This window comes from Flavobacterium sp. 40-81 (genome assembly GCF_001898245.1).
Taxonomy (GTDB): domain Bacteria; phylum Bacteroidota; class Bacteroidia; order Flavobacteriales; family Flavobacteriaceae; genus Flavobacterium; species Flavobacterium inviolabile.
In genome coordinates, this window is the sequence record NZ_MKTM01000023.1 from 1 (window position 1) to 24,463 (window position 24,463).

Annotated in this window: 22 protein-coding genes and 1 tRNA gene; 12 read left to right on the plus strand and 11 right to left on the minus strand. The window is 39.8% G+C overall.

Annotation, left to right across the window (positions count from 1 at the left end):
• Positions 1 to 227 precede the first annotated feature (227 nt).
• Positions 228 to 302 (minus strand) — tRNA-Pro (locus BGO42_RS08680).
• A gap of 168 nt (positions 303 to 470) precedes the next feature.
• Here BGO42_RS08680 and trxB point away from each other — a divergent pair.
• On the plus strand, positions 471 to 1,418 hold the full coding sequence (gene trxB / locus BGO42_RS08685; protein ID WP_273246784.1) for a thioredoxin-disulfide reductase: 948 nt from the start codon (positions 471 to 473) through the stop codon (positions 1,416 to 1,418).
• A 49-nt stretch (positions 1,419 to 1,467) separates the two neighbouring features.
• Here trxB and BGO42_RS08690 read toward each other — a convergent pair whose 3' ends face one another.
• The 7 genes from BGO42_RS08690 to BGO42_RS08720 all read right to left on the minus strand — a co-directional run bounded on the left by BGO42_RS08690 (position 1,468) and on the right by BGO42_RS08720 (position 10,499).
• Entirely contained in the window at positions 1,468 to 2,301 is an 834-nt protein-coding gene (locus BGO42_RS08690) for a GIN domain-containing protein (protein WP_273246785.1), read from the minus strand.
• 77 nt (positions 2,302 to 2,378) lie between these two features.
• Positions 2,379 to 5,963: an ABC transporter permease/M1 family aminopeptidase gene (locus tag BGO42_RS08695; protein ID WP_273246786.1), complete on the minus strand. Its 3,585-nt coding sequence runs from the start codon at positions 5,961 to 5,963 to the stop codon at positions 2,379 to 2,381.
• 29 nt (positions 5,964 to 5,992) lie between these two features.
• On the minus strand, positions 5,993 to 6,865 hold the full coding sequence (locus BGO42_RS08700) for an ABC transporter ATP-binding protein (protein WP_177732938.1): 873 nt from the start codon (positions 6,863 to 6,865) through the stop codon (positions 5,993 to 5,995).
• A 175-nt stretch (positions 6,866 to 7,040) separates the two neighbouring features.
• On the minus strand, positions 7,041 to 7,784 hold the full coding sequence (locus BGO42_RS08705; RefSeq protein WP_273246787.1) for a head GIN domain-containing protein: 744 nt from the start codon (positions 7,782 to 7,784) through the stop codon (positions 7,041 to 7,043).
• A 118-nt stretch (positions 7,785 to 7,902) separates the two neighbouring features.
• Positions 7,903 to 9,642: a PspC domain-containing protein gene (locus tag BGO42_RS08710; protein ID WP_273246788.1), complete on the minus strand. Its 1,740-nt coding sequence runs from the start codon at positions 9,640 to 9,642 to the stop codon at positions 7,903 to 7,905.
• 5 nt (positions 9,643 to 9,647) lie between these two features.
• A complete protein-coding gene (locus BGO42_RS08715) occupies positions 9,648 to 9,977 on the minus strand; it encodes a PadR family transcriptional regulator (protein WP_177732944.1) in 330 nt (109 codons plus the stop codon).
• A gap of 69 nt (positions 9,978 to 10,046) precedes the next feature.
• Positions 10,047 to 10,499: a DUF4870 domain-containing protein gene (locus BGO42_RS08720; RefSeq protein ID WP_177732946.1), complete on the minus strand. Its 453-nt coding sequence runs from the start codon at positions 10,497 to 10,499 to the stop codon at positions 10,047 to 10,049.
• A gap of 209 nt (positions 10,500 to 10,708) precedes the next feature.
• Here BGO42_RS08720 and BGO42_RS08725 point away from each other — a divergent pair, with 209 nt between their 5' ends.
• Both BGO42_RS08725 and BGO42_RS08730 read left to right on the plus strand, forming a co-directional pair.
• Entirely contained in the window at positions 10,709 to 11,161 is a 453-nt protein-coding gene (locus tag BGO42_RS08725; protein ID WP_273246789.1) for a DUF4442 domain-containing protein, read from the plus strand.
• A gap of 161 nt (positions 11,162 to 11,322) precedes the next feature.
• Complete coding sequence (locus tag BGO42_RS08730) at positions 11,323 to 12,225, plus strand: TIGR01777 family oxidoreductase (RefSeq protein WP_177732950.1); 903 nt, start codon at positions 11,323 to 11,325, stop codon at positions 12,223 to 12,225.
• Positions 12,226 to 12,299: 74 nt separating this feature from the next.
• Here BGO42_RS08730 and BGO42_RS08735 read toward each other — a convergent pair whose 3' ends face one another.
• Positions 12,300 to 12,965, minus strand: a complete 666-nt coding sequence (locus tag BGO42_RS08735; RefSeq protein ID WP_273246790.1) for a YceI family protein — start codon at positions 12,963 to 12,965, stop codon at positions 12,300 to 12,302.
• Between the two features lie 319 nt (positions 12,966 to 13,284).
• Between BGO42_RS08735 and BGO42_RS08740 the strand changes: the two genes are divergently transcribed.
• The 9 genes from BGO42_RS08740 to BGO42_RS08780 all read left to right on the plus strand — a co-directional run bounded on the left by BGO42_RS08740 (position 13,285) and on the right by BGO42_RS08780 (position 22,295).
• Positions 13,285 to 13,827, plus strand: coding sequence for a nucleotide exchange factor GrpE (locus BGO42_RS08740; protein ID WP_394353040.1), 543 nt, complete (start codon positions 13,285 to 13,287; stop codon positions 13,825 to 13,827).
• A 99-nt stretch (positions 13,828 to 13,926) separates the two neighbouring features.
• The gene (gene dnaJ, locus BGO42_RS08745) at positions 13,927 to 15,054 is read left to right on the plus strand and encodes a molecular chaperone DnaJ (protein ID WP_177732956.1); all 1,128 of its coding nucleotides are present in this window, start codon (positions 13,927 to 13,929) and stop codon (positions 15,052 to 15,054) included.
• Positions 15,055 to 15,216: 162 nt separating this feature from the next.
• Positions 15,217 to 16,140: an ABC transporter ATP-binding protein gene (locus tag BGO42_RS08750; protein ID WP_177732957.1), complete on the plus strand. Its 924-nt coding sequence runs from the start codon at positions 15,217 to 15,219 to the stop codon at positions 16,138 to 16,140.
• Positions 16,140 to 17,444, plus strand: a complete 1,305-nt coding sequence (locus tag BGO42_RS08755) for an ABC transporter permease (protein ID WP_177732959.1) — start codon at positions 16,140 to 16,142, stop codon at positions 17,442 to 17,444. The genes BGO42_RS08750 and BGO42_RS08755 overlap by 1 nt, the downstream gene beginning before the upstream one ends.
• Before the next feature lie 8 nt (positions 17,445 to 17,452).
• Positions 17,453 to 18,292: a mechanosensitive ion channel family protein gene (locus BGO42_RS08760; RefSeq protein WP_273246791.1), complete on the plus strand. Its 840-nt coding sequence runs from the start codon at positions 17,453 to 17,455 to the stop codon at positions 18,290 to 18,292.
• Between the two features lie 87 nt (positions 18,293 to 18,379).
• Positions 18,380 to 19,543 carry a sigma-54-dependent transcriptional regulator gene (locus tag BGO42_RS08765; RefSeq protein ID WP_177732963.1) on the plus strand — a complete coding sequence of 388 codons (1,164 nt, stop codon included), beginning with the start codon at positions 18,380 to 18,382 and terminating at the stop codon, positions 19,541 to 19,543.
• Between the two features lie 59 nt (positions 19,544 to 19,602).
• Positions 19,603 to 20,250: a DEAD/DEAH box helicase gene (locus tag BGO42_RS08770; RefSeq protein WP_273246792.1), complete on the plus strand. Its 648-nt coding sequence runs from the start codon at positions 19,603 to 19,605 to the stop codon at positions 20,248 to 20,250.
• A gap of 2 nt (positions 20,251 to 20,252) precedes the next feature.
• A complete protein-coding gene (locus tag BGO42_RS08775; RefSeq protein ID WP_273246793.1) occupies positions 20,253 to 20,474 on the plus strand; it encodes a putative signal transducing protein in 222 nt (73 codons plus the stop codon).
• 189 nt (positions 20,475 to 20,663) lie between these two features.
• Complete coding sequence (locus tag BGO42_RS08780; RefSeq protein WP_273246794.1) at positions 20,664 to 22,295, plus strand: ABC-F family ATP-binding cassette domain-containing protein; 1,632 nt, start codon at positions 20,664 to 20,666, stop codon at positions 22,293 to 22,295.
• A gap of 52 nt (positions 22,296 to 22,347) precedes the next feature.
• Here BGO42_RS08780 and BGO42_RS08785 read toward each other — a convergent pair whose 3' ends face one another.
• Together BGO42_RS08785 and BGO42_RS08790 are read right to left on the minus strand one after the other, a co-directional pair.
• A complete protein-coding gene (locus BGO42_RS08785) occupies positions 22,348 to 23,505 on the minus strand; it encodes an ABC transporter permease (protein WP_273246795.1) in 1,158 nt (385 codons plus the stop codon).
• Between the two features lie 2 nt (positions 23,506 to 23,507).
• The gene (locus tag BGO42_RS08790; RefSeq protein ID WP_273246796.1) at positions 23,508 to 24,461 is read right to left on the minus strand and encodes an HlyD family secretion protein; all 954 of its coding nucleotides are present in this window, start codon (positions 24,459 to 24,461) and stop codon (positions 23,508 to 23,510) included.
• Positions 24,462 to 24,463: the final 2 nt, after the last annotated feature.

The following is a 24,463-nucleotide window of genomic DNA, read 5'->3' on the forward strand; positions in this document are numbered from 1 at the left end:
TTGAGTTTAATGATGAAAACACCTAATTTTATACATGAAAAAACCAGCCAGGTAAGCCTGACTGGTTAATATATTTTTATTCTAAAATCTGTCAACCTATTTTAGGACGACTCAATCAGGACAAGTTTGAACTATTTCCGGTATGATTTTTTAGAGCTTCCGGAACATTGTTAAGGAGAGCAACTTAAATAAACAAAAAAAGCCCTAACTTTCGTTAGAGCTTTTCGTCGGGGTGGCAGGATTCGAACCTGCGACCTCCTGGTCCCAAACCAGGCGCGATGACCGGGCTACGCTACACCCCGTGTGTTCTGTAATTGTGGGTGCAAATATAGAACTTAATTTTAATTTCCAAAATCTTTTTTTGAAATAAATCATTTTTATTTTAGAATAGTTAAAACTAATCTGTTTTGTGTAAAACTTTTTTAATTAAAACTTACATTTGCTATCTAAAAAAAATAAAGCAAAGAATTATGTCAGATACCATCGAAAGAGTAAAATGTTTGATTATCGGTTCGGGACCTGCAGGGTATACTGCAGCTATTTATGCAGCCAGAGCAAACATGAATCCTGTTTTATACCAAGGGACACAACCCGGCGGACAATTAACAACAACGAATGAAGTAGAAAACTTTCCGGGTTATCCGGATGGGGTAACCGGACCGGAAATGATGGTGCAGTTACAGGAGCAGGCAAAACGTTTTGGAACAGATGTTCGTGACGGCTGGGCTACCAAAGTTGATTTTTCCGGACCTGTTCACAAAGTGTGGATTAACGATACCAAAGAAATTCACTGTGAAACGGTAATTATCAGTACCGGAGCTTCTGCAAAATATTTAGGATTGCCATCAGAACAAAAATATTTACAATTAGGAGGCGGTGTTTCTGCCTGCGCTGTTTGCGACGGATTCTTCTACAGAAACCAAGAAGTAATTATCGTTGGAGCAGGTGACAGTGCCTGTGAAGAAGCACACTATCTTTCCAAGTTATGTAAAAAAGTGACCATGTTAGTGAGAAGCGAGAAATTCAGAGCTTCCAAAATCATGGAAGACAGGGTTCGCAAAACGGAAAATATCGAAATCCTGTTGAATACGGAAACGGATGAGGTAATCGGAGACGGACAGGTGGTAACGGCTGTTCGTGTTAAAAACAGAACAACCGGAGAATTAAAAGAAATTCCGGTTACAGGGTTCTTCGTAGCGATTGGTCATCAGCCGAACACGGAAATCTTTAAAGAATATATCCGGTTGGATGAAACGGGTTACATCATCAACGAGCCGGGAACGTCCAAAACCAGCGTACCGGGAGTTTTTGTTGCCGGTGATGCTGCCGATCATGTGTACCGTCAGGCAATCACTGCTGCCGGAACAGGTTGTATGGCGGCACTTGATGCCGAAAGATATTTGGCTTCTCAAGAGTAAATACTCCCAATAAAGCATAAAAAAGCCCCGGATTTCCGGGGCTTTTTTGTTATTGTAATTTCTTGTATAATGTCGCGTTATCGGCAAAGTTTTTCATATCTACCTTAGGCGTTCCGAATAGTTGTATTTCCGATTTTCCTGTGGCAAAAATACTGATCGTTTTTAAAGCATTTACATAACTGCTGGTATACGATTCACTGATTAGCTCCATATCGGTAACAGCGAATTTTTTAGCATTTAAAACAGCATTATTGTCCAGTCTTATTTTAGAGATACCGGAATCACCTTCCAATGTGGCGGTAGCTTTCTGGTACAGGTCAATTTTAGATTCTGCTGCGGCAATTAAAGCTTTTAATTCGGCATTTTTGCTTAATTCAATCGTTGCCGATTCTGCTTTAATGTTTAGCTCTGCTTTACTTTTGTCATTCATGATCAGCGCAAAAACAGAAGACTTTACATTCAGGTATGACTTGGAATAATCAAAATTCTTAACGGTCACATTATCCAGCTGCAAATCTGCCAGGGCATTTAACTTGGTTTCATTTTTAGCAGAAATCATTTTAAGATTGTCGGTATAGGTAACGCGAACGCTTAGTTTTTTAGCATTGGTGATGTCTTTATCGGTATATATCCGTAAAGTACTGCCGTACATTTCGGCTTTAATCGCTTCGTGCAGGTTGTCATCGGCTTCAATTTCCAAAGCCTGTTTGTCGCCTTTTACAAGGAATACTTCAAGATTGTCTTCGAATTCCAGGCTTTCAAATTTATCAACGTCTTTTTGGGTAACCGTTACAATTTTAGAACCTTTTAGTTTTTCTTTTTTCTGAGCAAAAGAAAAGGCAGTAGTAAGCAGTAGGGCAAATAATAAAATCGTTTTTTTCATGAACTATAAATATTTGAAGCGCAAATTTAGGCAAAAAAATATCCGTTTCTAAATGTTTTGAAACGGATATTCGGAAGTTATTCGGTTACTGATTTGATATTATCATCCGGTATACGGTCTATCAGATAATTGTAAGGATCAATACCGGCCTGTGCAGGTATTTCTTTTGTTTTGAATGTGAAGGTGTTATCCTTTTTGGTAATCTTATAGCGTTTGTAGGCCAGCACTTTTCCGGTGGTGGCTTCTCCTTCCGGTTTGGCAAAAACAGCCACGTCGATATAATCGGCTATTGGCATTTTTGTTTCGATACCTAAGGAATCCGAACGGAATTTTTCGGAAGACGTTTTAAAGGTCACTTCATATTCTGCGCCCAGTTTTTTATACTTAGCTTCGGTCACCCTGTTTGAAAATAAAGTAATGTTTTCAAACATATCACGAATCAGGTATTTTAAACTGTCCGGTGTTACTTTCCGGAATTCGTTAACCGCATTGATGGAAGTCGGGTAAGGCGGATTTTTATAGGCATAGGATTTAATCAGGTTGGCTAAAGCTGTATTTACATTTTGCTCACCCACCATTTCCTTAAGGTAGTACATCACCACACTGGCTTTGTTGTAATGGATATACTGCTGGCTTTCTGTTTTCATCAAAGGACGTTCTGCTTCAAATTCGGAACTTCTGCCGCTTAAATAACGGTCCATTTCATATTTCAGGAATTTCTTCATTTTGTCTTTTCCATATTCTTTTTCCATCACCATTAAAGCCGAATACTGCGAGAATCCTTCGCTCATCATTTCGCTTCCCTGCATATTAGCTCCACAAACCTGGTGTGCCCAGTATTGGTGTCCCATTTCGTGTGCAACTACATAGAATACCTGGTCAATGTCGTCTTTGGTAACTTCTCTAAGATCAACAATAAAACCAATCCCTTCACTATAAGGCATCGTACCCGGAAATGCCTGCGCAAAACTGGCATATCGCGGGAATTCAATGATGCGGCATTGTTTGTGGTAATACGGACCAAAGTTTTGCGTGTAGTATTCCAGTGATTTTTTCATGCTCTTCATCATGTTCGGAACATTATAGGCATGTTGCTTGTCATAGTAAACTTCTAAATCGATACCGTTCCATTTTTCGCGGGCCACCTGGTATCGGGCAGAAATAAAGGAATAGAAATTTAAAGACTGTTTGTCCAGTTTGTAACGGAAATATTTTCTGCCGTTTGCATCCCAGCTTTTTAATAAGGTACCTGGTGCAATGGCAATCTGATCCGGTTCGGTGCTTAAAGTAGTGGTTACTTCAACCCAGTCCGAATCGTTGCTGATGTATGTATTACTTCTGGCCACCAGATCCGATTCGTTTAGTTTCGGCATTCTGTTGCGTTTCGGAAGTTTCAGTTTGACACGTTTGTTTTTATCGGAAATTTCATAACCGTTATTGTAGCCGAAAGTAGGCATGAAATCGCTGTTGTTAAAGAACGTTCCGTTTTGCGTTAGCTGGGTAAAGCTCACTTCGTTTTCAAAACCTTTGGTGATTTTAGATAACGCAATACTGATTTTTATCGAATCATTCGGAGCCAATGGTTTTTCCAGCGTATAAATCCGGTAGCTTAAATCGGTATCCTTTACTTTTAATTTCGCTCCCGGAATGCTTATGGTAATGCTGTCCGTTAGTTCCGGCATTGTAAAATGCAGTTCTTTAATTGGTGTATTCGATTTGTTTTTGGCCCAGGCTTCTACTTTTGCCGACATGCTGCGTTCTTTCGGTATAAGGTCGATGTTGTAATCAAATTTGTAAAAACGCGGCTGGATAAGGTGTTCGAATTTTTTGTATTTCTTTTCGTAGGCCACCTGTTTGTTTTCCATTTGTTTGGAAGAATCGTAAGTGTTCAGGACCTGGGTGTTGTAATACACAAAACCACCGCAAAGCAGGAACGCGAGTATGCTTAGTGAAAGCGGCAGTTTGCTTTCGCTAAAAGAAACTTTGGCCTTTTTCCAGCGGTATTTGAATTGTGATTCTTTGCCGCGAATGTAAAAAGCAGTAATGACAAAGCATAAAATAAGGCAGAACAATGTCCAGTAAATACGAAACCATGTTATGGAAGGAATAAAAGGTCCGTAGCCATTCATGTCAGAGTATTTAATATCCGGTGTTGCCCCAAACGATAACATGTTGCTGTCAATCTCCAGTAGGCCCCAGATAAAACTGTTTACGACTACAAAAGCCACAAAGGCAAAATAGGCAATATAACGGTTGTTAATCAGGTAGTGGAAGAAAAGGGATAGTACGATCATAAAGGTAAAACGGGATAATTTCAGGACTAATAAAGACTTGATATATACACCCGGTTCGTATTTGTAATACCCCTGGAAGGTTTGGGCAATGATCCCGATAACAATAGCACAGCACAGCACCAGCGCAAGCGAAAGAGTGATGGCTAGCAGTTTTGAAGAAAACAGGAAACCCGTTTTTACAGGAGTAGCATCCTGTATTTCGTTAATTTTGGCATCGCGTTCTTTCCACACCAAAACACCGGTATAGAACGTAATAAAACCGATAACAAAAATATCGAATGAACCGGAAATAGTATCGACCACATCATAGGTCACCGGATATTGTTTTACTCCATACAGGCTTGTAAAGCTCGTCAGACCTGCTACCAGGTTCGCAAGACCAATTACAACAATGATGATAAAAGTCGGGTTTTTAATGATCGCCTTTAACTCAAATACCGTCAGTTTCCAGAAGCTGCCCATCGAAAACCGGAATGTTTCCGGTGTTTTAAGAATAAAACTCGGATTTAATTTTGACAGCTCATTAGGTGTTTTTTCCTTTTCTTTTTTAGGCTTTTCCTTTTTGGTATTGAATGAAAAACGGAAATAGATAACAAACAGTATCGCAAGACTTATTCCCAGCCAGATCAAACGGTTTATTAAAACATCGCCTTCAAGTCCTATGGCATGCAGGTTTTTCTCGGCAACGGTCATGTATTTGGTCATGATGCCAAAAGGCTGCGTACCAAACGGATCCAGGATGTTTGCCAGCCATTCTTTTTGAATATCTCTGGTATAACCTTGTGAAACCCCGTAGAACACCAGGATCAGCATGGCGCCTATAAAAGAAATGATATTGCTTCTGAAAATAATAGCCAGTCCGTATAGCAATACTCCGGAGATGATAACATTCGGAATTCCGAAGACTAATAAGCCCTGAAGGTGTCCGTCCCAGATAATGGCACCGAAACGTTCCGGCGGACTCATGTCGAATACCTGTGCCAGTGGCGGAGCCAATAAAGCCCCGATGGAGACTCCAAGCATCGGAATAAGGGAAACAAGGGTTGCCCCGATGAATTTTCCAAAATAATAATCCCTTTTCTGAATCGGAGAAGAGAAAACAAACTGGTGCATGCCGTATTGAAAATCTCTGTTTGCAGTGGCATTCATAAAGGCTGTTGTCATTAGCAAACAGATGGTAGACATTACCGCATAATAGTTCTGGATAACAAAAGGAGAATTCTTTAAAACATTCCCTACACCGCCGCCAATACTGACATTGTCTGATGCAATGGCAAAAAATACCAATAGTGTATTGATAAAAAGAAAGATCCAGGTCATTGGCGATTTAAGCCAGTATTTTAATTCGTATCGTATAAATTTCCACATAATTTTACTGTTTAGTTTCGGTTAGGCAGTTAGACAAGCTCGTTTAATTTTGCAAAAAATACATCTTCAAGATTCTCTTCGGCTGCAACAAAACCGTCACCCGGTGTTGTTTCGGAAAATATGTGGATAAGGGGCTGACCGCCCACTAATTTGTTCGAGATTACTTTGTACTCATTCTGATAATCCTGTAACGTATGTTTGGCGATTTTGCGTTCCCATACTTTTCCTCTGATCTCCAATAAGGCATCATCGGTATCACCGCTAAACAGTACCTGACCTTTGTTCATGATCGCCATTTGGGTACACAATTCCCGTACGTCCTGTACAATGTGTGTGGAAAGGATAACGATGGTGTTTTCTCCAATTTCACTCAGAATGTTGTAAAAACGGTTTCTTTCTCCCGGATCCAGTCCGGCTGTTGGTTCGTCAACAATAACCAGCTGCGGATTACCGATCAGGCACTGTGCGATTCCAAAACGCTGGCGCATACCGCCGCTATAGCTGCTCACGGCATTTTTGCGGTGATCCCAAAGGTTTACATTCACTAATAATTGTTCAACGATTTCCTTACGGTCGGATTTATTGCTAAAGCCCTTCAATAGGGCAAGATGATCTAATAATTCTACAGCGGAAGTTCTGGGATAAACGCCAAACTCCTGCGGCAGGTAGCCCAATACTTTACGAACCGATTGTTTGTCGTTCAGTACGTCGATGTCGCCTAAGGTAACCGAACCGCTGTCGACATCCTGTAAAGTAGCCAGTGTTCGCATTAAGGAAGATTTCCCGGCACCGTTAGGGCCCAGTAATCCGAACATTCCTTTTTTGATGGTTAATGAAACATTATTTAAGGCATGTACACCATTGCTGTATTTTTTGTCTAAATCTTTAATAACTAATTCCATAATGATATATTGTTTTTTGATTGAGTGTATAAGGATAGGACTTGATTTTAACTTTTTTGTTACACTTATGTAAGTTAATATGTATTTTTTTATTTAGAAAATGTAATTATTCTGAGGAAAAGGTAAAAAAAAACATCCCTGAAGCAGAGATGTCTTTAGCTATTTAGGATGTGGCTTATTCCTGGGAAATACTGCCTCCTGAACTTAATTTTTTGATAAGGTTGTTGGGAGTTCCGATATAGTTTACAGAACTTCCGCTGGATGCTTCTGCTGTTAAACTCTGTGAGGTATTTAGCGTAATGCTGCTGCCGCTGGAGGATTCGGCTACGGCATCTTTTACAGTCAGTGCTTTGGCATCGATACTGCTTCCGCTGGAAGAGTCAGAGTCTAAACGGGAGGCTTTTCCGCTGATTTTGATACTGCTTCCGCTGCTGCTTTCACAGCTAACGGTTTCGGCTTCCACTTTAATGACAATCCGGCTGCCGCTGCTGGAAGAAAAAGCCATTGCATTATTTTTCAGTACATTTTTACTGCTCACGGAAGAACCGCTTGAAGCTTCAAAAGAATCTAATTTCGGAAGGCTTACATATACTTTTTTTGCTTTCTCATTTTTGATATTGGCATCGGAAGTTATTCGTAATTCGCCGTTTACAACTTCTGTTTTAATGTGGCTTTGCAGGTTTTCATCTGCTTCTACCGTCACTTTTGTATCCGGACTCTGTTCAAGGATCACTTCTAATCCGCGGCTGGCAGATATGGCAGTGAAATTGGACGGAACATTTCTTGTTTTAGTAACGACATTACCATTGCCTTCAACTTTGTTAAGTCCGCTGATGGAGAAGTTGTTACAGGAACTGAAAAGTAAAGCAACTATGGCTGCTACGATTACTTTGGTGATGTGAATGACTAATTTGACCATGACATTTGTTTTTTGATTGATTAATGATTCATTCCGGTATTCCTGATTTGTTTTGTGAAAAGAAAGCTATCCGCAGCAATTGTGTTTCGGGATAGCTGTCCTTTCAGGTAGTTATTCTTTATTTTGTATTGATAATGATTTTGTTGTCTTTGATCTCAACACCTTCAACACTTTTGGTCACTTCTTTTTTAGAAGCCTCTTTGATCTGAACGCCTTTTCCGTTAATGGTTACCGTCGTTGAGGTAGAAGTGCTGTCCGGGTTTTCTTCATCTGATTCCTCGCTGTTTTCTTCCGGCGGGCAGTTCAGGCATTTTAATTCTTCTTTTTCTATTCTGTAATAATACTGGTCACTGTCCTCGTTTAAATAATAGTTTGAATAATGGTTTTCCAGATAATTGTCTACATTTTCTGAAGGGTGGATAATGGCACCTTCCGGAAGATAAAGATAAATAAGGACTTTCTGGTGACGGTATTTATTAGCCATACCGGTTAATAAATAATTATCTAAAATTAAAGTATTTCCTTGATTTTCAAAATTATATTTTATTTTTTCAGCTCTTTGTCTGGCATCAGAAAGCGATTTTCCTTCCGATATTTTTTCAATCTGCATGTACGGTTCTTCCGAAGTCTTTAAGATATGGATCTCAATGTTGTTCGAATAGATCACATCATTCTGAGCAGAATCCTGTACAAAACGGAAGTCGGTATTACTGTCGGCTGTTTTAGAGAAATAATCATTAAAACGCATTTTGATATTTAAGGTATCGTTTGCAGCAATAGCTAAGTTTTCTTTTTGAACAACTTTACCTTCAAAGCCCACTTCGGTTGCCTGACGGATTCCTACATAGATGAACACCACTATCGAGATGATCCAAACACCTAGCAAGGTAAATTTCGCAATACTTCCGATGGATTTCAAATTGTTCACTAAAATCTTTAATCCCAATAAGAAGAAGAAGAAAAGTGGAATACCAATAGCCAGCAGCATCAGGATGCCTAAAAACCACATCGGCAGATCGGTATAGTTTGAAGCGTTCATATAACTAAACCAGGGTGTATCCGGCATTGTTGCCGTAAAGATCATCATTATGGAAGCAATAGCAACCCCGATTAAACTCATGAATGAGAAAAGCACAATGAAAGCGCCAATGGCTTTGGCAAAAACTCTAAAGATCGTCATGAAAACATCTTCAATGGTTGTTGCTACTTTCGTGGCTCCGGTTTTGGCATTATCGGCTATTTTCTGGTGATCCAGATTGTTGATTTTTTCGGAAATCTCGCCAAAACCTTCACGAACCTTCTTTTCGATATTCGAGATTGTGATCGGTTCACCGGTCATTTCTAATTTCTCAGAAGTTGTTTTGGCTTCCGGGATTAAAATCCATAGAATGATATAGGCAACGATACCTGTTCCGAATCCGGCGAAAACCAATACGATTAACAGGATTCGCAGCCAAAGCGGATCAATTCCCAAATAGTGGCCAAAACCTGCCGCTACACCACCTAATAATCCTTTTTCTTTGTCACGGTATAGTTTTTTGGAACCGGACGTACTGTTATAGGTCGTATAAGTTGTATTGGATTCGTTAGCGTCATCTTCAATTCTGTAATCTTCAGGTTGTCCCATTACAGTGATTACCTGATCAATTTCGGTTAAGCCTACAACCTGTTTCTCACTTGAAAGTTTTTCAGATAAAAGTTCGGCAACTCTACTTTCAATGTCATTCATGATTTCATCTCTGCCATCCGGAGAAAGCGAGCGCTTAATAGCATCGAAGTAGCGGTTTAATTTCTGATAGGCGTCTTCATCCATATAAAAGAAAAAACCTCCTAAATTTATACTTACTGTTTTGTTCATGACTATTAGTTTTGGCTAGTTATAATGTTTACTGCATCAGATAATTCTGTCCAGGTATTATTCAATTCTTTTAAAAATTCTTGTCCTTCTTCTGTCAGACTGTAATACTTTCTCGGCGGACCGGAAGTGGATTCTTCCCAACGATAATTAAGAAGACCGTCATTTTTTAATCGTGTCAGCAACGGATATACTGTTCCTTCAACTACTAAGAGTTTTGCGTTTTTTAGAGTGTCCAGAATTTCAGAAGTATAGGCATCTTTTTCTTTTATTACCGAAAGGATGCAAAACTCCAGAATTCCTTTACGCATCTGAGCTTTGGTGTTCTCAATGTTCATAGAATTTCTTTTTTTGGATTAAACTGTTCATTTTTTGATTGATGATTGATGTGATTGATGATTGTATTTTTATTTTAAAAAATTAATGGCTAACGGGTAGTGGTAGCGTTGTCCGTTGCTGCTTTTTACAGCGGCATAAATGACAAGGAAAAACTCCACTACTTTTAATACCCCGAATAGAATCGCCGCTGCTACTGCGATGATAACGATCCCGGTTATGTTCCCGGTTGAAATGTGATCCATTATAAAGTCACCGTTTTCAAAGCTGCTGAAGGATACATTTTTAAATACTACATAAATAAGTATCGGAACAGCAATTAATAATAAAACCAGTGAATATAATAACATGCTCAATTGAAAATTCAATGTTTGTTTTCCATTATAGTCTACAAAATCCGATTTGTCTTTTTTTAAAGCCCATATTAAAATAGGAAAGAAATAATTGCCAAACGGAATAAAATACTGAGTTAAAGTACTCAAGTGTAATATTGTAGCGGTGTTCTTTTCATTAGTTGTTGTCATAATAGTTCGTTTTTTGATTGATGATTGATGATTGATTGATGATGATTTCAAATAATACTATTGATTAGCTATTATTTTCTTATGCAAATATATGGCTAAAAGAAAGTATCTTGCAATGCATAGTACATTAATTTAACTTTTATTTAACATTTTTAAATTTTGTATGATTGCATAGTATTTTTTGTATTTTTATAGAAAAAACAACAGCTATGGAATTTACCCCGTCAAAATTAAATACCTTTTTATTCTTTAAATTACCATCGGCATTTTGGAGTGGTGTCAGGGTTAAAAAGATCTCGGCTGCTTCCTGTCAGGTTTCGGTAAAGCATCGCTGGATTAACCAGAATCCTTTTAACTCGATGTATTTTGCGGTTCAGGCCATGGCGGCCGAATTGACAACAGGTGCATTGGTGATGTACCAGATACAGCAAAGCGGCAAAAAAATATCCATGCTGGTGGCGAATAATAAAGGGAACTTTTCCAAAAAGGCAAAAGGGAGAATAACTTTTGTGTGCAATGACGGTCATTTAATTGAAGAAGCGATTAAGCAAACGGTCGCTACCGGTGAAGGGCAGACCTTCTGGATGAAATCGATCGGAACCGATGAAAAAGGGGATCAGGTTTCTGAAATGGATTTTGAATGGAGTGTGAGAATCAAGTAGGATTCTGCTGCTGATTTTATAAAGTTAAACCTAACTTAAATAGCTTTCATATTATTCTTATTGCATATAAATTTGTAATAAAAAGCTGAAAATGAAATGGATGAAGCAGTTTTGAAAGCAGGCTCGAATCATTTTATAATCAGTAAAAAGAAAGAGGAAATATGAAAGTTTTAATTACAGGAGCTACCGGTTTAGTAGGGAAAGAATTGGTTTCGTTGCTGTTACAAAACGGTGTAGCGATTCATTATCTTACCACTTCCAAAAAGAAAATTGAAGGAGAAGCGTTGTATCAGGGGTTTTTCTGGAACCCGGAACAGGGGCTAATCGATGAAAACTGCCTGCTGGGTGTGGATGTCATTATCCATCTGGCTGGAGCCTCGATATCCAAACGCTGGACAAGTTCCTATAAAGAAGAAATTATCGAAAGCCGGATCCTATCGGCTAATGTGCTGTATAAGGCACTTAAAAACAATCCCAATCAGGTTAAACAGATCATCAGTGCTTCGGCTGTCGGGATATACCCGGATAGTCTAACGGCAGTATATGGCGAAGAGGAAAAAGCGGTGAGCGATACTTTTCTGGGTAATGTGGTCCTGAAATGGGAAGAAGCGGCAGAGCAATTCAAAAGACTGGATATTGCGGTCTGTAAGCTGCGTTTCGGTCTGGTATTGTCCGGCCAGGGTGGTGCTTTACCCAGTATGGTAAGGCCGGTAAAAATGGGAATCGGTTCCGGTTTCGGCTCCGGCAAACAATATTTTTCCTGGATACATATACACGATCTGGCAGACATGATCTATTTCGCGGTTCAGAACAACTGGAGCGGTGTGTATAATGCTGTGGCGCCCAATCCGGTTACCAATAACGAATTGATGAAGGCGATAGCAAAAGCCCTTCAAAAAGATATCGTGCTGCCCAATACGCCGCGTTTGTTAATGAAACTGCTGCTGGGTGAAATGCATCTTTTGCTGTTTGAAAGTCAAAAGGTGAGTGCGCAGAAAGTTTTGGATAACGGCTTTCAGTTCAAATACAAAAACCTGGATAAGGCACTGGACAATCTGTTATAGCCGGAAACAAAAAAAGTGCTGAAATTTTCAGCACTTTAGTGGAATTATAATCGTAAGTAAGATGAAGTAATAAATTATTTTGTTGCTTTTACGCTAACTTTTAGTTCGATATCGTCATTGATAAATTTGTCACCTAAATTGTCAAAAACAGATTTAGAGCCATAATTTACATTCCATAATGTTCTGTTAATGGTAAAAGAATCACTGTCAATGCTGATGCCTTTATCGTCAACCGTAACGGTTGCAGGGAACTTAACGCTTTTGGTAATATCTTTTAAGGTTAAGTTACCTTCTATCATTTTCTTGCCGGCTTCGTCGGTTACTTTTGTAATCTCGAAAACACCTTCAGGGTATTTTTTTGTATTGAAGAAATGATCAACATCGCTTTCTTTTCCAAGACCTTTTAAATGTCCTTCCAGTGATGCTTTGTCATCACCTTTTAAATCGGTTACAGTAATGGAAGTCATGTCGATGAAAAACTTACCGGTTTCGATAATGCCGTCTTTGGCATACAATTCACCATTTTTCAAAGCGATGGTTCCGGTGTGCTTTCCTGTTGGTTTGGTTGCTACCCAGTTTATAGTAGAAGCTTTTGCGTCAACATTAAACTTTACGGCTTCGTTTGAAGTTACCGGTGCCTCAACAGTTTCTTTTATTTCTGCTTCATTAGCCTTGTCTTTTTTACAGGAAACAACGGATAATGTTGCCAAAACCAATAAACTTAAAATGCCTTTTTTCATAGAAATTAATTTTTTAGTTTCCACAAACTTATCGAAATCAAATTGAAAACTTCTTAAAATTATATTAAATTTCTTTTATAAAATACTATGAAAGCATACTTTTTTATCGTTTTTGAGTCGCTTTTACATTTTTTATAAAGGCTGCCGGAAGCAGGAATTACGCCAGATCCGGCCTGAAAAAACGGCTACTTATACTGCCTTAAACAATGGAAAATGAAAATAGTAGGTGACAAATTGACATTTTTAAATATTTGGCAATACTTTTGCAATCCGAAAATGACACGATTATAGCATAATGTTCAAGAAAATATTTAAAAATATGAGCCAGGAAAATACTGAAAACATAGAAAAAGAGCAATTACAAGGAGATAATGTTTCAGAAAACCAAGCAATTCCTCAGCCGGAACTTACCGTTGAGGAGCAGTTACAGGAAGAAGTAGCCAAAGAAAAAGACAAATTCCTGAGATTGTTTGCGGAATTTGAAAATTATAAAAAGCGTACTTCAAAAGAACGCCTGGAATTGTTTAAAACGGCCAATCAGGAAGTATTGCAGGCAATGCTGCCGGTAGTGGACGATTTTGACAGAGCCTTGCCGGAAATTGCAAAAACATTGGGTGATGAAAACCTGATGAAAGGCGTGAGTTTGATTTATGAAAAATTAAAATCCACTTTAGTTGCTAAAGGACTTGAGGAAGTAGCAGTAAAAGCAGGCGATGCTTTTAATGCAGACTTTGCTGAGGCAATTACATTAATCCCGGCACCTTCAGAAGACCTGAAAGGTAAAATAGTGGATGTAATTGAAAAAGGGTATAAACTTGGGGATAAGATTATCCGATTCCCTAAAGTAGTGGTAGGACAATAATAAAAGAATAGCAATAGAATTACAAAAAGCAAGCCGAAAGAGGGACTACCGACAGCGATTTGCTTTTTGTGATTTGATATTTACGAACGTAATCAGTTTATGAAAAAAGATTTTTACGAAATATTAGGAATAGATAAAAGCGCTACGGCAGAGCAGATCAAAAAAGCTTACCGTAAAAAAGCTATTGAATATCATCCTGATAAGAATCCGGGAGATAAAGAAGCGGAAGAAAAATTCAAAGTAGCAGCCGAAGCTTATGAAGTGCTGAGTGATCCTGACAAAAAAGCACGTTATGACCAGTATGGTCATGCAGCCTTTGACGGTGCAGGAGGATTTGGCGGCGGCCACATGAATATGGATGATATTTTCAGCCAGTTCGGAGATATTTTCGGAAGCGCTTTTGGCGGCGGATTCAGTGGATTCGGTGGCGGATTCGGCGGTGGCGGTGGTCAGCGTCGTATGAAAGGAAGCAATTTGCGTATTAAAGTAAAATTAACTTTGGAAGAAATTGCGAACGGTGTTGAGAAAAAAGTAAAAGTAAAAAGAAAAGTTCAGGCTCAGGGCGTTACTTATAAAACCTGTCCAACCTGTCACGGATCGGGTCAGGTAACCAAAATTACCAATACGATTTTAGGAAGAATGCAAACTGCTTCTCCGTGTCATACCTGTAGTGGTACCGGTCAGATTATTGACAGCAAACCTTCGCAGGCAGATGCTCAGGGAATGATTTTGGAAGACGAGACCGTATCGATCAAAATCCCGGCAGGTGTTGTGGATGGCATGCAGTTAAAAGTAGCCGGAAAAGGGAACGATGCTCCGGGAGCAAACAGCGTACCGGGTGATTTAATTGTTGCCATTGAAGAAGTAGAGCATGAAAAACTAAAGCGTGAAGGCGAAAATTTACATTATGACCTGTATATCAGTTTTGCGGAAGCAGCCTTAGGGACTTCCAAAGATATAGAAGCCGTAAACGGTAAAGTTCGTATCAAACTGGAAGAAGGAATTCAGTCCGGAAAAATATTACGTCTCAAAGGAAAAGGAATACCAAGCCTAAACAGCTACGGAAGCGGTGACTTACTGGTTCACGTTAACGTATGGACGCCAAAAACACTAAACAAAGAACAAAAACAGTTCTTCGAAAAGATGGTGGATGACGAGAATTTTATTCCAAATCCTGAGAAATCAGACAAATCATTTTTTGAAAAAGTTAAAGACATGTTTTCATAATGATTATAAAAGTTATACTTTTGAGAATCACTAGTTAAGGCTGGTGAATTCTTTTTCATAGCAATTTTTCCCATCCTTGCGAAAATCGAGGGTGGGTTTTTTGTAACAATTGGAGCCAGTGCGTGTCTAATTTATTACTTTTACAAAAATCTATTCTAACAAATGAGTTCAATCTTAGAGGTTAAAAATGTAGTAAAACAATATGGTGATTATACTGCATTAAATAATGTTTCCTTACAAGTACCCAAAGGAAGTATCTACGGACTTTTAGGCCCTAACGGAGCCGGAAAAACATCCCTGATTCGTATTATAAACCAAATTACACTGCCGGATAGCGGAGAGGTGATCCTTGACGGTGAAAAACTGTCGCCGCATCACGTACAGCATATCGGCTATATGCCGGAAGAAAGAGGACTGTATAAAACCATGAAAGTGGGAGAACAGGCCTTATACCTGGCACAATTGAAAGGATTGTCAAAAGAAGAAGCGAAAAAACAGCTGCAATACTGGTTTGAAAAATTAGAGATCCAGGGATGGTGGAATAAAAAAATCCAGGAACTTTCTAAAGGGATGGCACAAAAAATCCAGTTTGTGGTAACGGTATTGCACCAGCCAAAACTGTTGATTTTTGATGAACCGTTTTCGGGATTTGACCCGGTAAATGCCAACCTTATCAAAGACGAAATATTAGAATTAAAGAAAAAAGGGGCTACCATTATCTTTTCGACCCACCGTATGGAAAGCGTGGAAGAAATGTGTGACGATATTGCGCTGATCCACAAATCCAACAAACTGATTGAAGGCAAACTGGTGGACGTTAAAAAAGAACACAGAACCAATTCTTTCGAAGTAGGCGTATTGTCAGACAATGTAGAACGCTTAATGTATGAGCTAACGCAGCAGTTTACGCTACAGCAAACCAATTTTAAATCGTTAAACGACGAGTTGAAACTGGAAGTGCAAATCGGAAATCAGACGCCTAATGCGCTTTTAAACATACTGACGCAAAACGGGCAGGTAACCCATTTTGTGGAAAAAATTCCAAGTGTGAACGATATTTTTATTCAAACAGTAAGTCAGAAATAATGAGTGTTTTAGCCTTAATCATAAAGAGAGAATTTATCGCCAAAGTGCGTAATAAGTCATTTATTGTAATGACGTTCCTGAGTCCGTTATTAATTGTTGGGATGTCATTCTTAATCGGCTATCTGGCGAGTATGAATGATGATGAAGTGAAAAAAATTGCCATTCATGATGAAGCCGGAATTTTAAAACAGGACTTTAAGAATACCAAAAAAATAACTTACGTTGACCTGTCGGCTATGCCGCTGAAAACCGCTAAGGATACCGCCAGTAAAAATTATGAAGGAATGATCTACGTTCCGAAAGTGGCCGATCCGAAAGAATTACTGAACAAAGTGGAATACATTTCCGATGACAGCCCGAATATGGATTTCATTGTCGAGGTAGAAAAGGTTATCGATAATCAGCTGACAAGAGGAAACCTGAAAGCGCTGGGTTTTGACTATGATAAAATTGAAAAAGCCAAAACAAATGCCAACATCCATTTAACCAGCTTTAATGGAGAAGAGCGTTTTAAATGGCTGAATATCATGAAAGTTGTTATTGGCGGTGCTTTTGGTTACCTGATTATGATGTTCATTATCATCTACGGAAACTTTGTAATGCGCAGCGTTATTGAAGAAAAAACAAACCGTATTATCGAAATTATTATATCGTCTGTAAAACCTTTCCAGCTGATGATGGGTAAAATCATCGGGAACTCGCTGGCCGGTATTCTGCAGTTTGCAATATGGGCGATAGTGGGAGTGATCCTGTTGGTTGGGGTTTCCTCATTCTTTGGCATCCAGACCGGTACGCAGGCAACTGTGGATCCGGAAATGCTGAATGCAGCACAACAGGAAATGGGTGGAACGATCCAGGCATATATCAGAGAAATTTTCAACCTTCCTTTGGGAACACTGGTAAGCTGTTTTGTAATCTACTTTATTGGCGGTTACTTTTTATACAGCTCCCTTTATGCGGCAATCGGCGCTGCAGTAGATAGCGAAACCGATTCGCAACAATTTTTACTGCCTATCCTGATGCCGATGATGTTAGGGGTTTATGTTGGTTTTTTCACGGTGATGAACGATCCGCACGGAACCGTTGCAACGGTTTTCTCCATTATACCGTTAACCTCACCAATAGTTATGCTGATGCGGATTCCGTTTGGTGTGCCTTGGTGGCAATTAGTGCTTTCCATAGCATTGCTGTTCGGAACATTCCTGTTAGTGGTGTGGTTTGCATCAAAAATATACAGAGTCGGAATCCTGATGTACGGTAAAAAACCAACCTGGAAAGAATTATTCAAATGGTTAAAATATTAAACTAAGGAATGTTGGATGAATTAAAAGACATACTCGGATTTAAATTAATAGACACCAGGAATATCGATTTTTCGGTGGTGAATTTAATTGTCCTGGTGGTGGCTTTAATGATGACGGGAGTCGTTTTAAAATTCATCCTGAAAGTAATTACCCGGAAGATACCGGCAGAAGACAAAAACAAATTTGTAAGCGTATTCCAGTTTTTCAAATACATCGTTTACCTGTTCGTAGTCATGTTTACACTCCATTCATCCGGAGTGAACATGAATGTCTTTCTAACTGCTTCGGCGGCGCTTTTTGTAGGGATCGGACTGGCATTGCAAACCTTTTTTCAGGATATTATTTCCGGAATACTGATGATCCTGGACCAGTCGTTGCACATTGGCGATATTATTGAAGTAGACGGAAAAGTGGGACAGGTAACGGAAATCCGGTTGCGAACAACAAGAGCCGTAACCCGTAACGACAGGGTGATGATCATCCCGAATCATAAGTTTATGAGTGAAACCCTGTTTAACTGGACACAGAACAACAGTACAAACCGGGATCAGGTATCGGTGGGAGTGGCTTACGGAAGTGATGTGCGGCTGGTTAAAAAATTACTGGAAGACTGTGTGAGGGAAACCGAAGGCGTTTTAACAGACAAAGAGGTGATTGCGATCTTTGAAGATTTCGGAGATTCTGCCCTCAATTTTTCCGTTTTCTTTTATGTGGGCAACGGAATGAGAACACCGAGGGTTCAGAGTGAGATCCGCTTTAAAATAGAAGAGGCTTTTCGGCAACATAAAATTTCGATTCCTTTTCCGCAGAGTGAGGTTACCATTATAAACCGGCAAAATGAAGCCTGATGAAAGCAGTTTAGCATAAACTTCACAAACTTTATTTTGCTTTTTGCTATTTTAGCAAGAGATAAATATTCAAAAACGAATCATAAAATGCCTAAGATATTAATAATAGAAGACGAAGCAGCTATCCGGAGAGTATTGACAAAAATACTGTCTGAGGAGAATGATACCTATATCGTTGAAGAAGCGGAAGACGGACTTAAGGGATTGGAAAAGATTAAAAATGAAGATTACGATCTGGTACTTTGTGATATCAAGATGCCCAAGATGGATGGAGAAGAAGTGCTGGAAGCGGTAAAAAAGATAAAACCGGAAATTCCGATGGTGATGATCTCCGGACACGGCGATCTTGAAACAGCGGTTAATACCATGCGTTTGGGAGCATTTGACTATATTTCCAAACCGCCCGATTTAAACCGTTTGCTAAATACGGTCCGCAATGCCTTAGACAGAAAACAACTCGTTGTTGAAAATAAAATACTAAAGAAAAAAGTCAGTAAAAACTACGAGATGATCGGGAATAGCGAGCCTATTAACCACATCAAGGAGATTATTGACAAAGTAGCGCCCACAGAAGCGCGGGTACTGATAACCGGACCTAACGGAACCGGGAAAGAACTCGTTGCCCACCAGCTGCATGAAAAAAGCGAACGGGCTGCGGCACCGCTGATAGAAGTGAACTGTGCTGCGATTCCGTCCGAATTGATCGAAAGTGAATTATTCGGTCACGTAAAAGGAGCTTTTACTTCGGCTGTAAAGGATCGTGCCGGAAAGTTTGAAGCGGCCGATAAGGGAACCATCTTCCTGGATGAAATAGGCGATATGAGCCTTCCAGCCCAGGCAAAAGTACTGAGAGCTTTACAGGAAAACATGATTACCCGTGTAGGGGCGGATAAAGACATAAAAGTAGATGTCCGTATTGTGGCAGCAACCAATAAAGACCTTAAAAAAGAAATTGAAGAAGGACGCTTTAGAGAAGATTTATACCACCGTCTGGCGGTAATCTTAATTAAAGTACCGGCGCTAAACGACAGAAGAGACGATATCCCGTTGCTGGTAAAACACTTTGCCGAAAAAATTGCTTCCGAACAGGGAAATACGGCAAAGAAATTTTCGGCTGCCGCAGTAAAACTGTTACAGGAATACGACTGGACCGGAAATATCCGGGAACTGCGCAATGTGATTGAACGGTTAATCATTTTAGGCGGAGCGGAAATATCGGAGAATGACGTGAAAATGTTCGCGAGCAAATAGCAATAAGTAGTAAAAAATAAAAGACAGCAGCGCAAGCCTCTGTTCCTTTCTTTATACAGATGAAATTAAAAAAGATAAATGAAAAACTGGCATTAGCCTTGTCAGAAAACGGGATTCAAACGCCTAACGAAATACAGAAAGACTGCTTCGGAACCCTTAAAAGCGGAGCCGATGCGGTAATTATCATGCCGTCAAAAGGAGGTAAAACCACCACAATTGTTTATACCGTTATCCAGAAACTGGAAAAAGCCGAAGGCGAATCGACCAGAGCCCTGATCATGGTGAAAGACAAGGAAGAAGTGCTGAAAATGGTTGAACTGTTTAAAAAGTTTGGCAATTACCATGACCTTCGTGTTTTCGGAACACATGATAAAGGCGATATCGATTATGATAAAAACCACATTTCACTGGGAATTGACGTTCTTATCGGGACACCGACAAAAATCAATGCCATGTTCTCTTCGGCAGGATTCAACATGAACACGATTAAGATGTTTGTGATTGATGATTCCGATGAACTTTTCAAACTGCGTATGGATGCCATCGTATTGCGCCTGTCGAGCAGTATTGAAAAAACACAGCGTTTGTTCTTCTCGGAAAACCTGACCGAAAGAGTAGAAGTGCTGGCTGATAAAATCATGATCGAACCGTATCTGTTCGGTGTAGACGATTATGAAGAGGATGAAGACGAAAATTTATACATATAATTATGGGAATGATGAAAGTGTTTTCAGGGGGTGAAACTTTAGCACTCACTTTGCAAACAAAACTGGAAGAAGCCGGCGTGGATACCATTGTTAAAAACAATGTTCAAACGGCAAAAGTGAGCGGTGCCGGAGCAAAAGGCCTGGCGGTTGAAGTGTTTATCAATGAAGCTTATTTTGCAAAAGCAAATCCCGTTATTGAAGCCTTCAGGATGAGTCTTGGATAGCCAGAAGAATACAGTAGTACAACAAAAGCCGGTCGATAAAGCCGGCTTTCGTTTTTCAAACAGCCGGAAATTTCAGTAAAGAATAAAAAAGCTGTAAACTCTGCTGTTAAGAAACTGAATAACTGTTCAATAAAAACTATCTTTGCGCCTTTAAAAATAAAAAGCATAACACATTCATAAAACCATACAATGATTACAGTTAACGATATTTCGGTACAATTTGGAGGAACCACATTATTCAGTGATGTGACTTTCGCCATCAATGAAAATGATAAGATAGCTTTAATGGGTAAAAACGGAGCTGGAAAATCTACTTTACTTAAAATTATTGCAGGTGTGAACAAACCTTCAACAGGAAATATTTCTGCACCCAAAGAAGCCGTAATAGCCTATTTGCCACAGCATTTATTAACGAAAGATGATGCGACCGTTTTTGAAGAAACTTCCAAAGCATTTGCCACCATTTTCGAAATGAAAAATGAAATTGATGTCATTAACGAACAGTTAACCGTTCGTACGGATTATGAAAGTGACGAGTACATGAAATTAATTGAAAGAGTTTCCGAGTTAAGTGAGAAATTCTATTCGATTGAAGAAGTAAACTACGAAGCGGAAATCGAAAAAGTACTGAAAGGTTTGGGATTTGTAAGAGAAGATTTTACAAGACCTACTTCGGAGTTCAGTGGTGGATGGAGAATGAGAATCGAGCTGGCAAAAATCTTATTGCAGAAACCCGATTTGATTTTACTGGATGAGCCAACGAACCACATGGATATTGAAAGTATCCAGTGGCTGGAAGATTTCCTGATCAATTCTGCCAAAGCAGTAATGGTAATTTCCCACGACCGTGCTTTTGTTGATAACATTACCAATCGTACTATTGAAGTAACAATGGGACGTATCTATGATTATAAAGCCAAATATTCCGATTATCTGGAATTGCGTAAAGACCGTCGCGTGCACCAGCAAAAAGCATACGATGAACAGCAAAAAATGATCGCGGAAACACAGGAATTTATTGACCGTTTTAAAGGAACCTATTCCAAAACCTTACAGGTACAATCCCGTGTGAAGATGCTGGAAAAACTGGAAATTGTAGAGGTAGACGAAGTGGATACTTCGGCACTGCGTTTAAAATTCCCGCCCTCACCGCGTTCCGGGCAATATCCGGTAGTTGTGGAAGGATTGTCCAAAGCCTATGACAACCATGTGGTTTTTAACGATGCCAATATGGTTATTGAAAGAGGGGAGAAAGTAGCCTTTGTAGGGAAAAACGGAGAAGGAAAATCGACGATGATCAAAGCGATCATGAACGAAATTAACTTTGAAGGAAAACTGGAAGTGGGACACAATGTTAAGATCGGATACTTCGCACAGAACCAGGCGTCATTATTGGACGAGAACGTAACTGTTTTTGAAACAATCGACCATATTGCCGTGGGTGACATCCGTACCAAGATCAAGGATTTGTTAGGAGCATTTATGTTTAGCGGTGACAACACCACTAAAAAAGTAAAAGTATTGTCCGGAGGAGAAAAAACCCGTCTGGCAATGATCAAACTGTTGCTGGAGCCGGTTAATGTCCTGATTCTGGATGAGCCTACGAACCATCTGGATATGAAAACCAAGGATATTATCAAAGATGCGTTAAAAGATTTTGACGGAACGCTGATCCTGGTATCGCACGACCGTGACTTCCTGGACGGACTGGCGACAAAAGTATTCGAATTCGGAAACAAAAGAGTTAAAGAACACTTTGAAGATATTAAAGGATTCCTGGAATTAAAGAAAATGGAAAACCTGAGAGAGATTGAAAAATAAGCTATTCAGGGAATATAATAAAAAGGGCGGTTAATCTAATAACCGCCCTTTTTTATTCGTTTTTCAAAATGCTTTTTCGTTTGTAGTATAAGGCAATATAGGATGCAATCCCGCAAACGAGCCCGATGATAATCATGTTGCGCAGCGCACTAACCGTTTGGGATAACTCCCCGTTTTCGATAATCAGTATCCGGAAAGCCTTCAGGAAATGCGTCAGCGGAATCACATCGGCAACACATTGCACCCAAAACGGCATCTGGCTTAAAGGCCACGTAAAACCACTCAAAATAAAACTGGGTGTGGCAATTACCATTAAAATTTCGGTTGCTTTAAGCTGGTTCGGAACCAGTATGCTAACCAGTATGCCGATAAAGCAGACGGAAATCACAAAGATGCCGGCCACAAAAGTAAGCGGTAACAGGTTGTCAAAAAACGGAATCCGGAACCATAATGTAAACAGCCAGTACAGGATCCATAATCCGAAACTCATAAGCAGATACGGAATGATTTTAACAGCCATCAGCTTTAACAGGGACGGACATTTCTGAACCAGTTCCCGGAATGTTCCGTTTTCATACTCGGAGGCAAACGATAGCGCAAGCCCTAACAGTAAAACCTGCTGTAAAACGGTTGCCAGTACGCCCGGCCAGAGGAAATACATATAATTCGTGCTGCGGTTGTATTTTTTGATAAAAGTCGTTCTGAACGGTTCGTATTGCGTCATGACGAGGTTTTCGGGAGTACCTTGCTTGCGCAGGGTTTCAATCTGCACGCCGGCTTTTAAAGTACCCAGGCAGACCTGTAAAGCCGAAGAAGCATAATTGGCCGTCAGCACATTTGAAGTGTTGACGATCGTAATGATTTCCGGATACTTTTTAGTGAGTACCTTCTTTTCAAACCCTTTCGGGATCATGACCACACAGGCAGCTTCTTTGTCGATGGTGACTTTTGATAAATTGTTCTGATCATACAGCGTTGCGGCAACATTCAGGACCTCATTGTCTTCAAACATCTGAATGGCTTTCGCACTCATCTCGCTGCGGTCTTCATCTACCACTACAATCGGCAGGTCGGTTACCTTACCTTTACCGTAAACATAACCCAATAAGATACCGTATAAAAGCGGTGCTCCGATAAACAATAACCGAAGGACCTTATTTTGCCAGAAGAACCGGAACTCTCTTTTAAAAAGGGACCAAAAGTTTTCCATAATTATAAGGATAAGGTTACTGTGGTTTTGGTAATCAGCTCTTTTGACGCGTTAACGTCTACAGGCGTAATCCTGATTTCAAACAGGCTTTCCTGCATTTCATAATCCGGATAGGCGGTAGCGATATTGCCGTAGGCTCCCAATTGTTTTATGGTAGAAACCCTGCCTTTTATTTCTTTCTTTTTATACGGGACATATACGGACAGCTCCTGACCTTTTTTTACTTTATCCAGCTGGCTTTCCGGTAAGGTAAAACGGAAATAAGTAGTATTGTCCAGATAGCCGTTAAACAGGGTATAACCCGGTAAGGCTAATTCGCCTACATTGAGCGTAATGGTTTCAATGCTCATATCCTGCGGGGCGATGATATAGCGTTCCTTGTCGGCTGTTTCCACTTCCTGCAACGCGCCAAGTGCGCGGTCCTGTTGGCCTAAAGCCATTGTTTGCTGTTCAATTCGCGCCCCTCTTCGGGCATCGTCAAGTTCAGCCTGAACGGCAATGTACTGCGATTGGGCACCCTGATATTTGGCAAAAGCCTCGTCATAGGTTTGCTGCGACACCAATGAGTCTTTGAGCATATTACTCAACCGGCGGATGGATTTTTGTGCAAAATCATATTGTTCCTTTAAGGCTTTTTGTTTGGCTTCCAGCTGTTTGATCTGGTTGTCGGTAGCGCCTTTTACCGCCATTTTATATTGTGCTTTGGCGGAAACCACAGCACCTTCCGCCTGATTTTTTTTAGCGTCTACTTCCGGAATATCCAACAATGCCAGCGTATCGCCTTTTTTGACCAGATCGCCTTCTTTAACGAAGACCTTTAGTATTTTTCCAGGAATCTTGCTCACCACGGCAATTTGTTCTTTTTCGACTTTGCCCTGGATTTTTCCATCATTTTTTGATTGACCACATCCAATGATTAAGGCGGTTAGTGTCAGTAAAGTGATTAATTGTCTCATAG

Coding starts and splice junctions, on each gene's coding strand:
- trxB (WP_273246784.1), top strand. CDS start 471: ATGTCAGATACCATCGAAAGAGTAAAATGTTTGATTATCGGTTCGGGA.
- BGO42_RS08690 (WP_273246785.1), bottom strand. CDS start 2,301: ATGAAAAAAACGATTTTATTATTTGCCCTACTGCTTACTACTGCCTTT.
- BGO42_RS08695 (WP_273246786.1), bottom strand. CDS start 5,963: ATGTGGAAATTTATACGATACGAATTAAAATACTGGCTTAAATCGCCA.
- BGO42_RS08700 (WP_177732938.1), bottom strand. CDS start 6,865: ATGGAATTAGTTATTAAAGATTTAGACAAAAAATACAGCAATGGTGTA.
- BGO42_RS08705 (WP_273246787.1), bottom strand. CDS start 7,784: ATGGTCAAATTAGTCATTCACATCACCAAAGTAATCGTAGCAGCCATA.
- BGO42_RS08710 (WP_273246788.1), bottom strand. CDS start 9,642: ATGAACAAAACAGTAAGTATAAATTTAGGAGGTTTTTTCTTTTATATG.
- BGO42_RS08715 (WP_177732944.1), bottom strand. CDS start 9,977: ATGAACATTGAGAACACCAAAGCTCAGATGCGTAAAGGAATTCTGGAG.
- BGO42_RS08720 (WP_177732946.1), bottom strand. CDS start 10,499: ATGACAACAACTAATGAAAAGAACACCGCTACAATATTACACTTGAGT.
- BGO42_RS08725 (WP_273246789.1), top strand. CDS start 10,709: ATGGAATTTACCCCGTCAAAATTAAATACCTTTTTATTCTTTAAATTA.
- BGO42_RS08730 (WP_177732950.1), top strand. CDS start 11,323: ATGAAAGTTTTAATTACAGGAGCTACCGGTTTAGTAGGGAAAGAATTG.
- BGO42_RS08735 (WP_273246790.1), bottom strand. CDS start 12,965: ATGAAAAAAGGCATTTTAAGTTTATTGGTTTTGGCAACATTATCCGTT.
- BGO42_RS08740 (WP_394353040.1), top strand. CDS start 13,285: ATGAGCCAGGAAAATACTGAAAACATAGAAAAAGAGCAATTACAAGGA.
- dnaJ (WP_177732956.1), top strand. CDS start 13,927: ATGAAAAAAGATTTTTACGAAATATTAGGAATAGATAAAAGCGCTACG.
- BGO42_RS08750 (WP_177732957.1), top strand. CDS start 15,217: ATGAGTTCAATCTTAGAGGTTAAAAATGTAGTAAAACAATATGGTGAT.
- BGO42_RS08755 (WP_177732959.1), top strand. CDS start 16,140: ATGAGTGTTTTAGCCTTAATCATAAAGAGAGAATTTATCGCCAAAGTG.
- BGO42_RS08760 (WP_273246791.1), top strand. CDS start 17,453: ATGTTGGATGAATTAAAAGACATACTCGGATTTAAATTAATAGACACC.
- BGO42_RS08765 (WP_177732963.1), top strand. CDS start 18,380: ATGCCTAAGATATTAATAATAGAAGACGAAGCAGCTATCCGGAGAGTA.
- BGO42_RS08770 (WP_273246792.1), top strand. CDS start 19,603: ATGAAATTAAAAAAGATAAATGAAAAACTGGCATTAGCCTTGTCAGAA.
- BGO42_RS08775 (WP_273246793.1), top strand. CDS start 20,253: ATGGGAATGATGAAAGTGTTTTCAGGGGGTGAAACTTTAGCACTCACT.
- BGO42_RS08780 (WP_273246794.1), top strand. CDS start 20,664: ATGATTACAGTTAACGATATTTCGGTACAATTTGGAGGAACCACATTA.
- BGO42_RS08785 (WP_273246795.1), bottom strand. CDS start 23,505: ATGGAAAACTTTTGGTCCCTTTTTAAAAGAGAGTTCCGGTTCTTCTGG.
- BGO42_RS08790 (WP_273246796.1), bottom strand. CDS start 24,461: ATGAGACAATTAATCACTTTACTGACACTAACCGCCTTAATCATTGGA.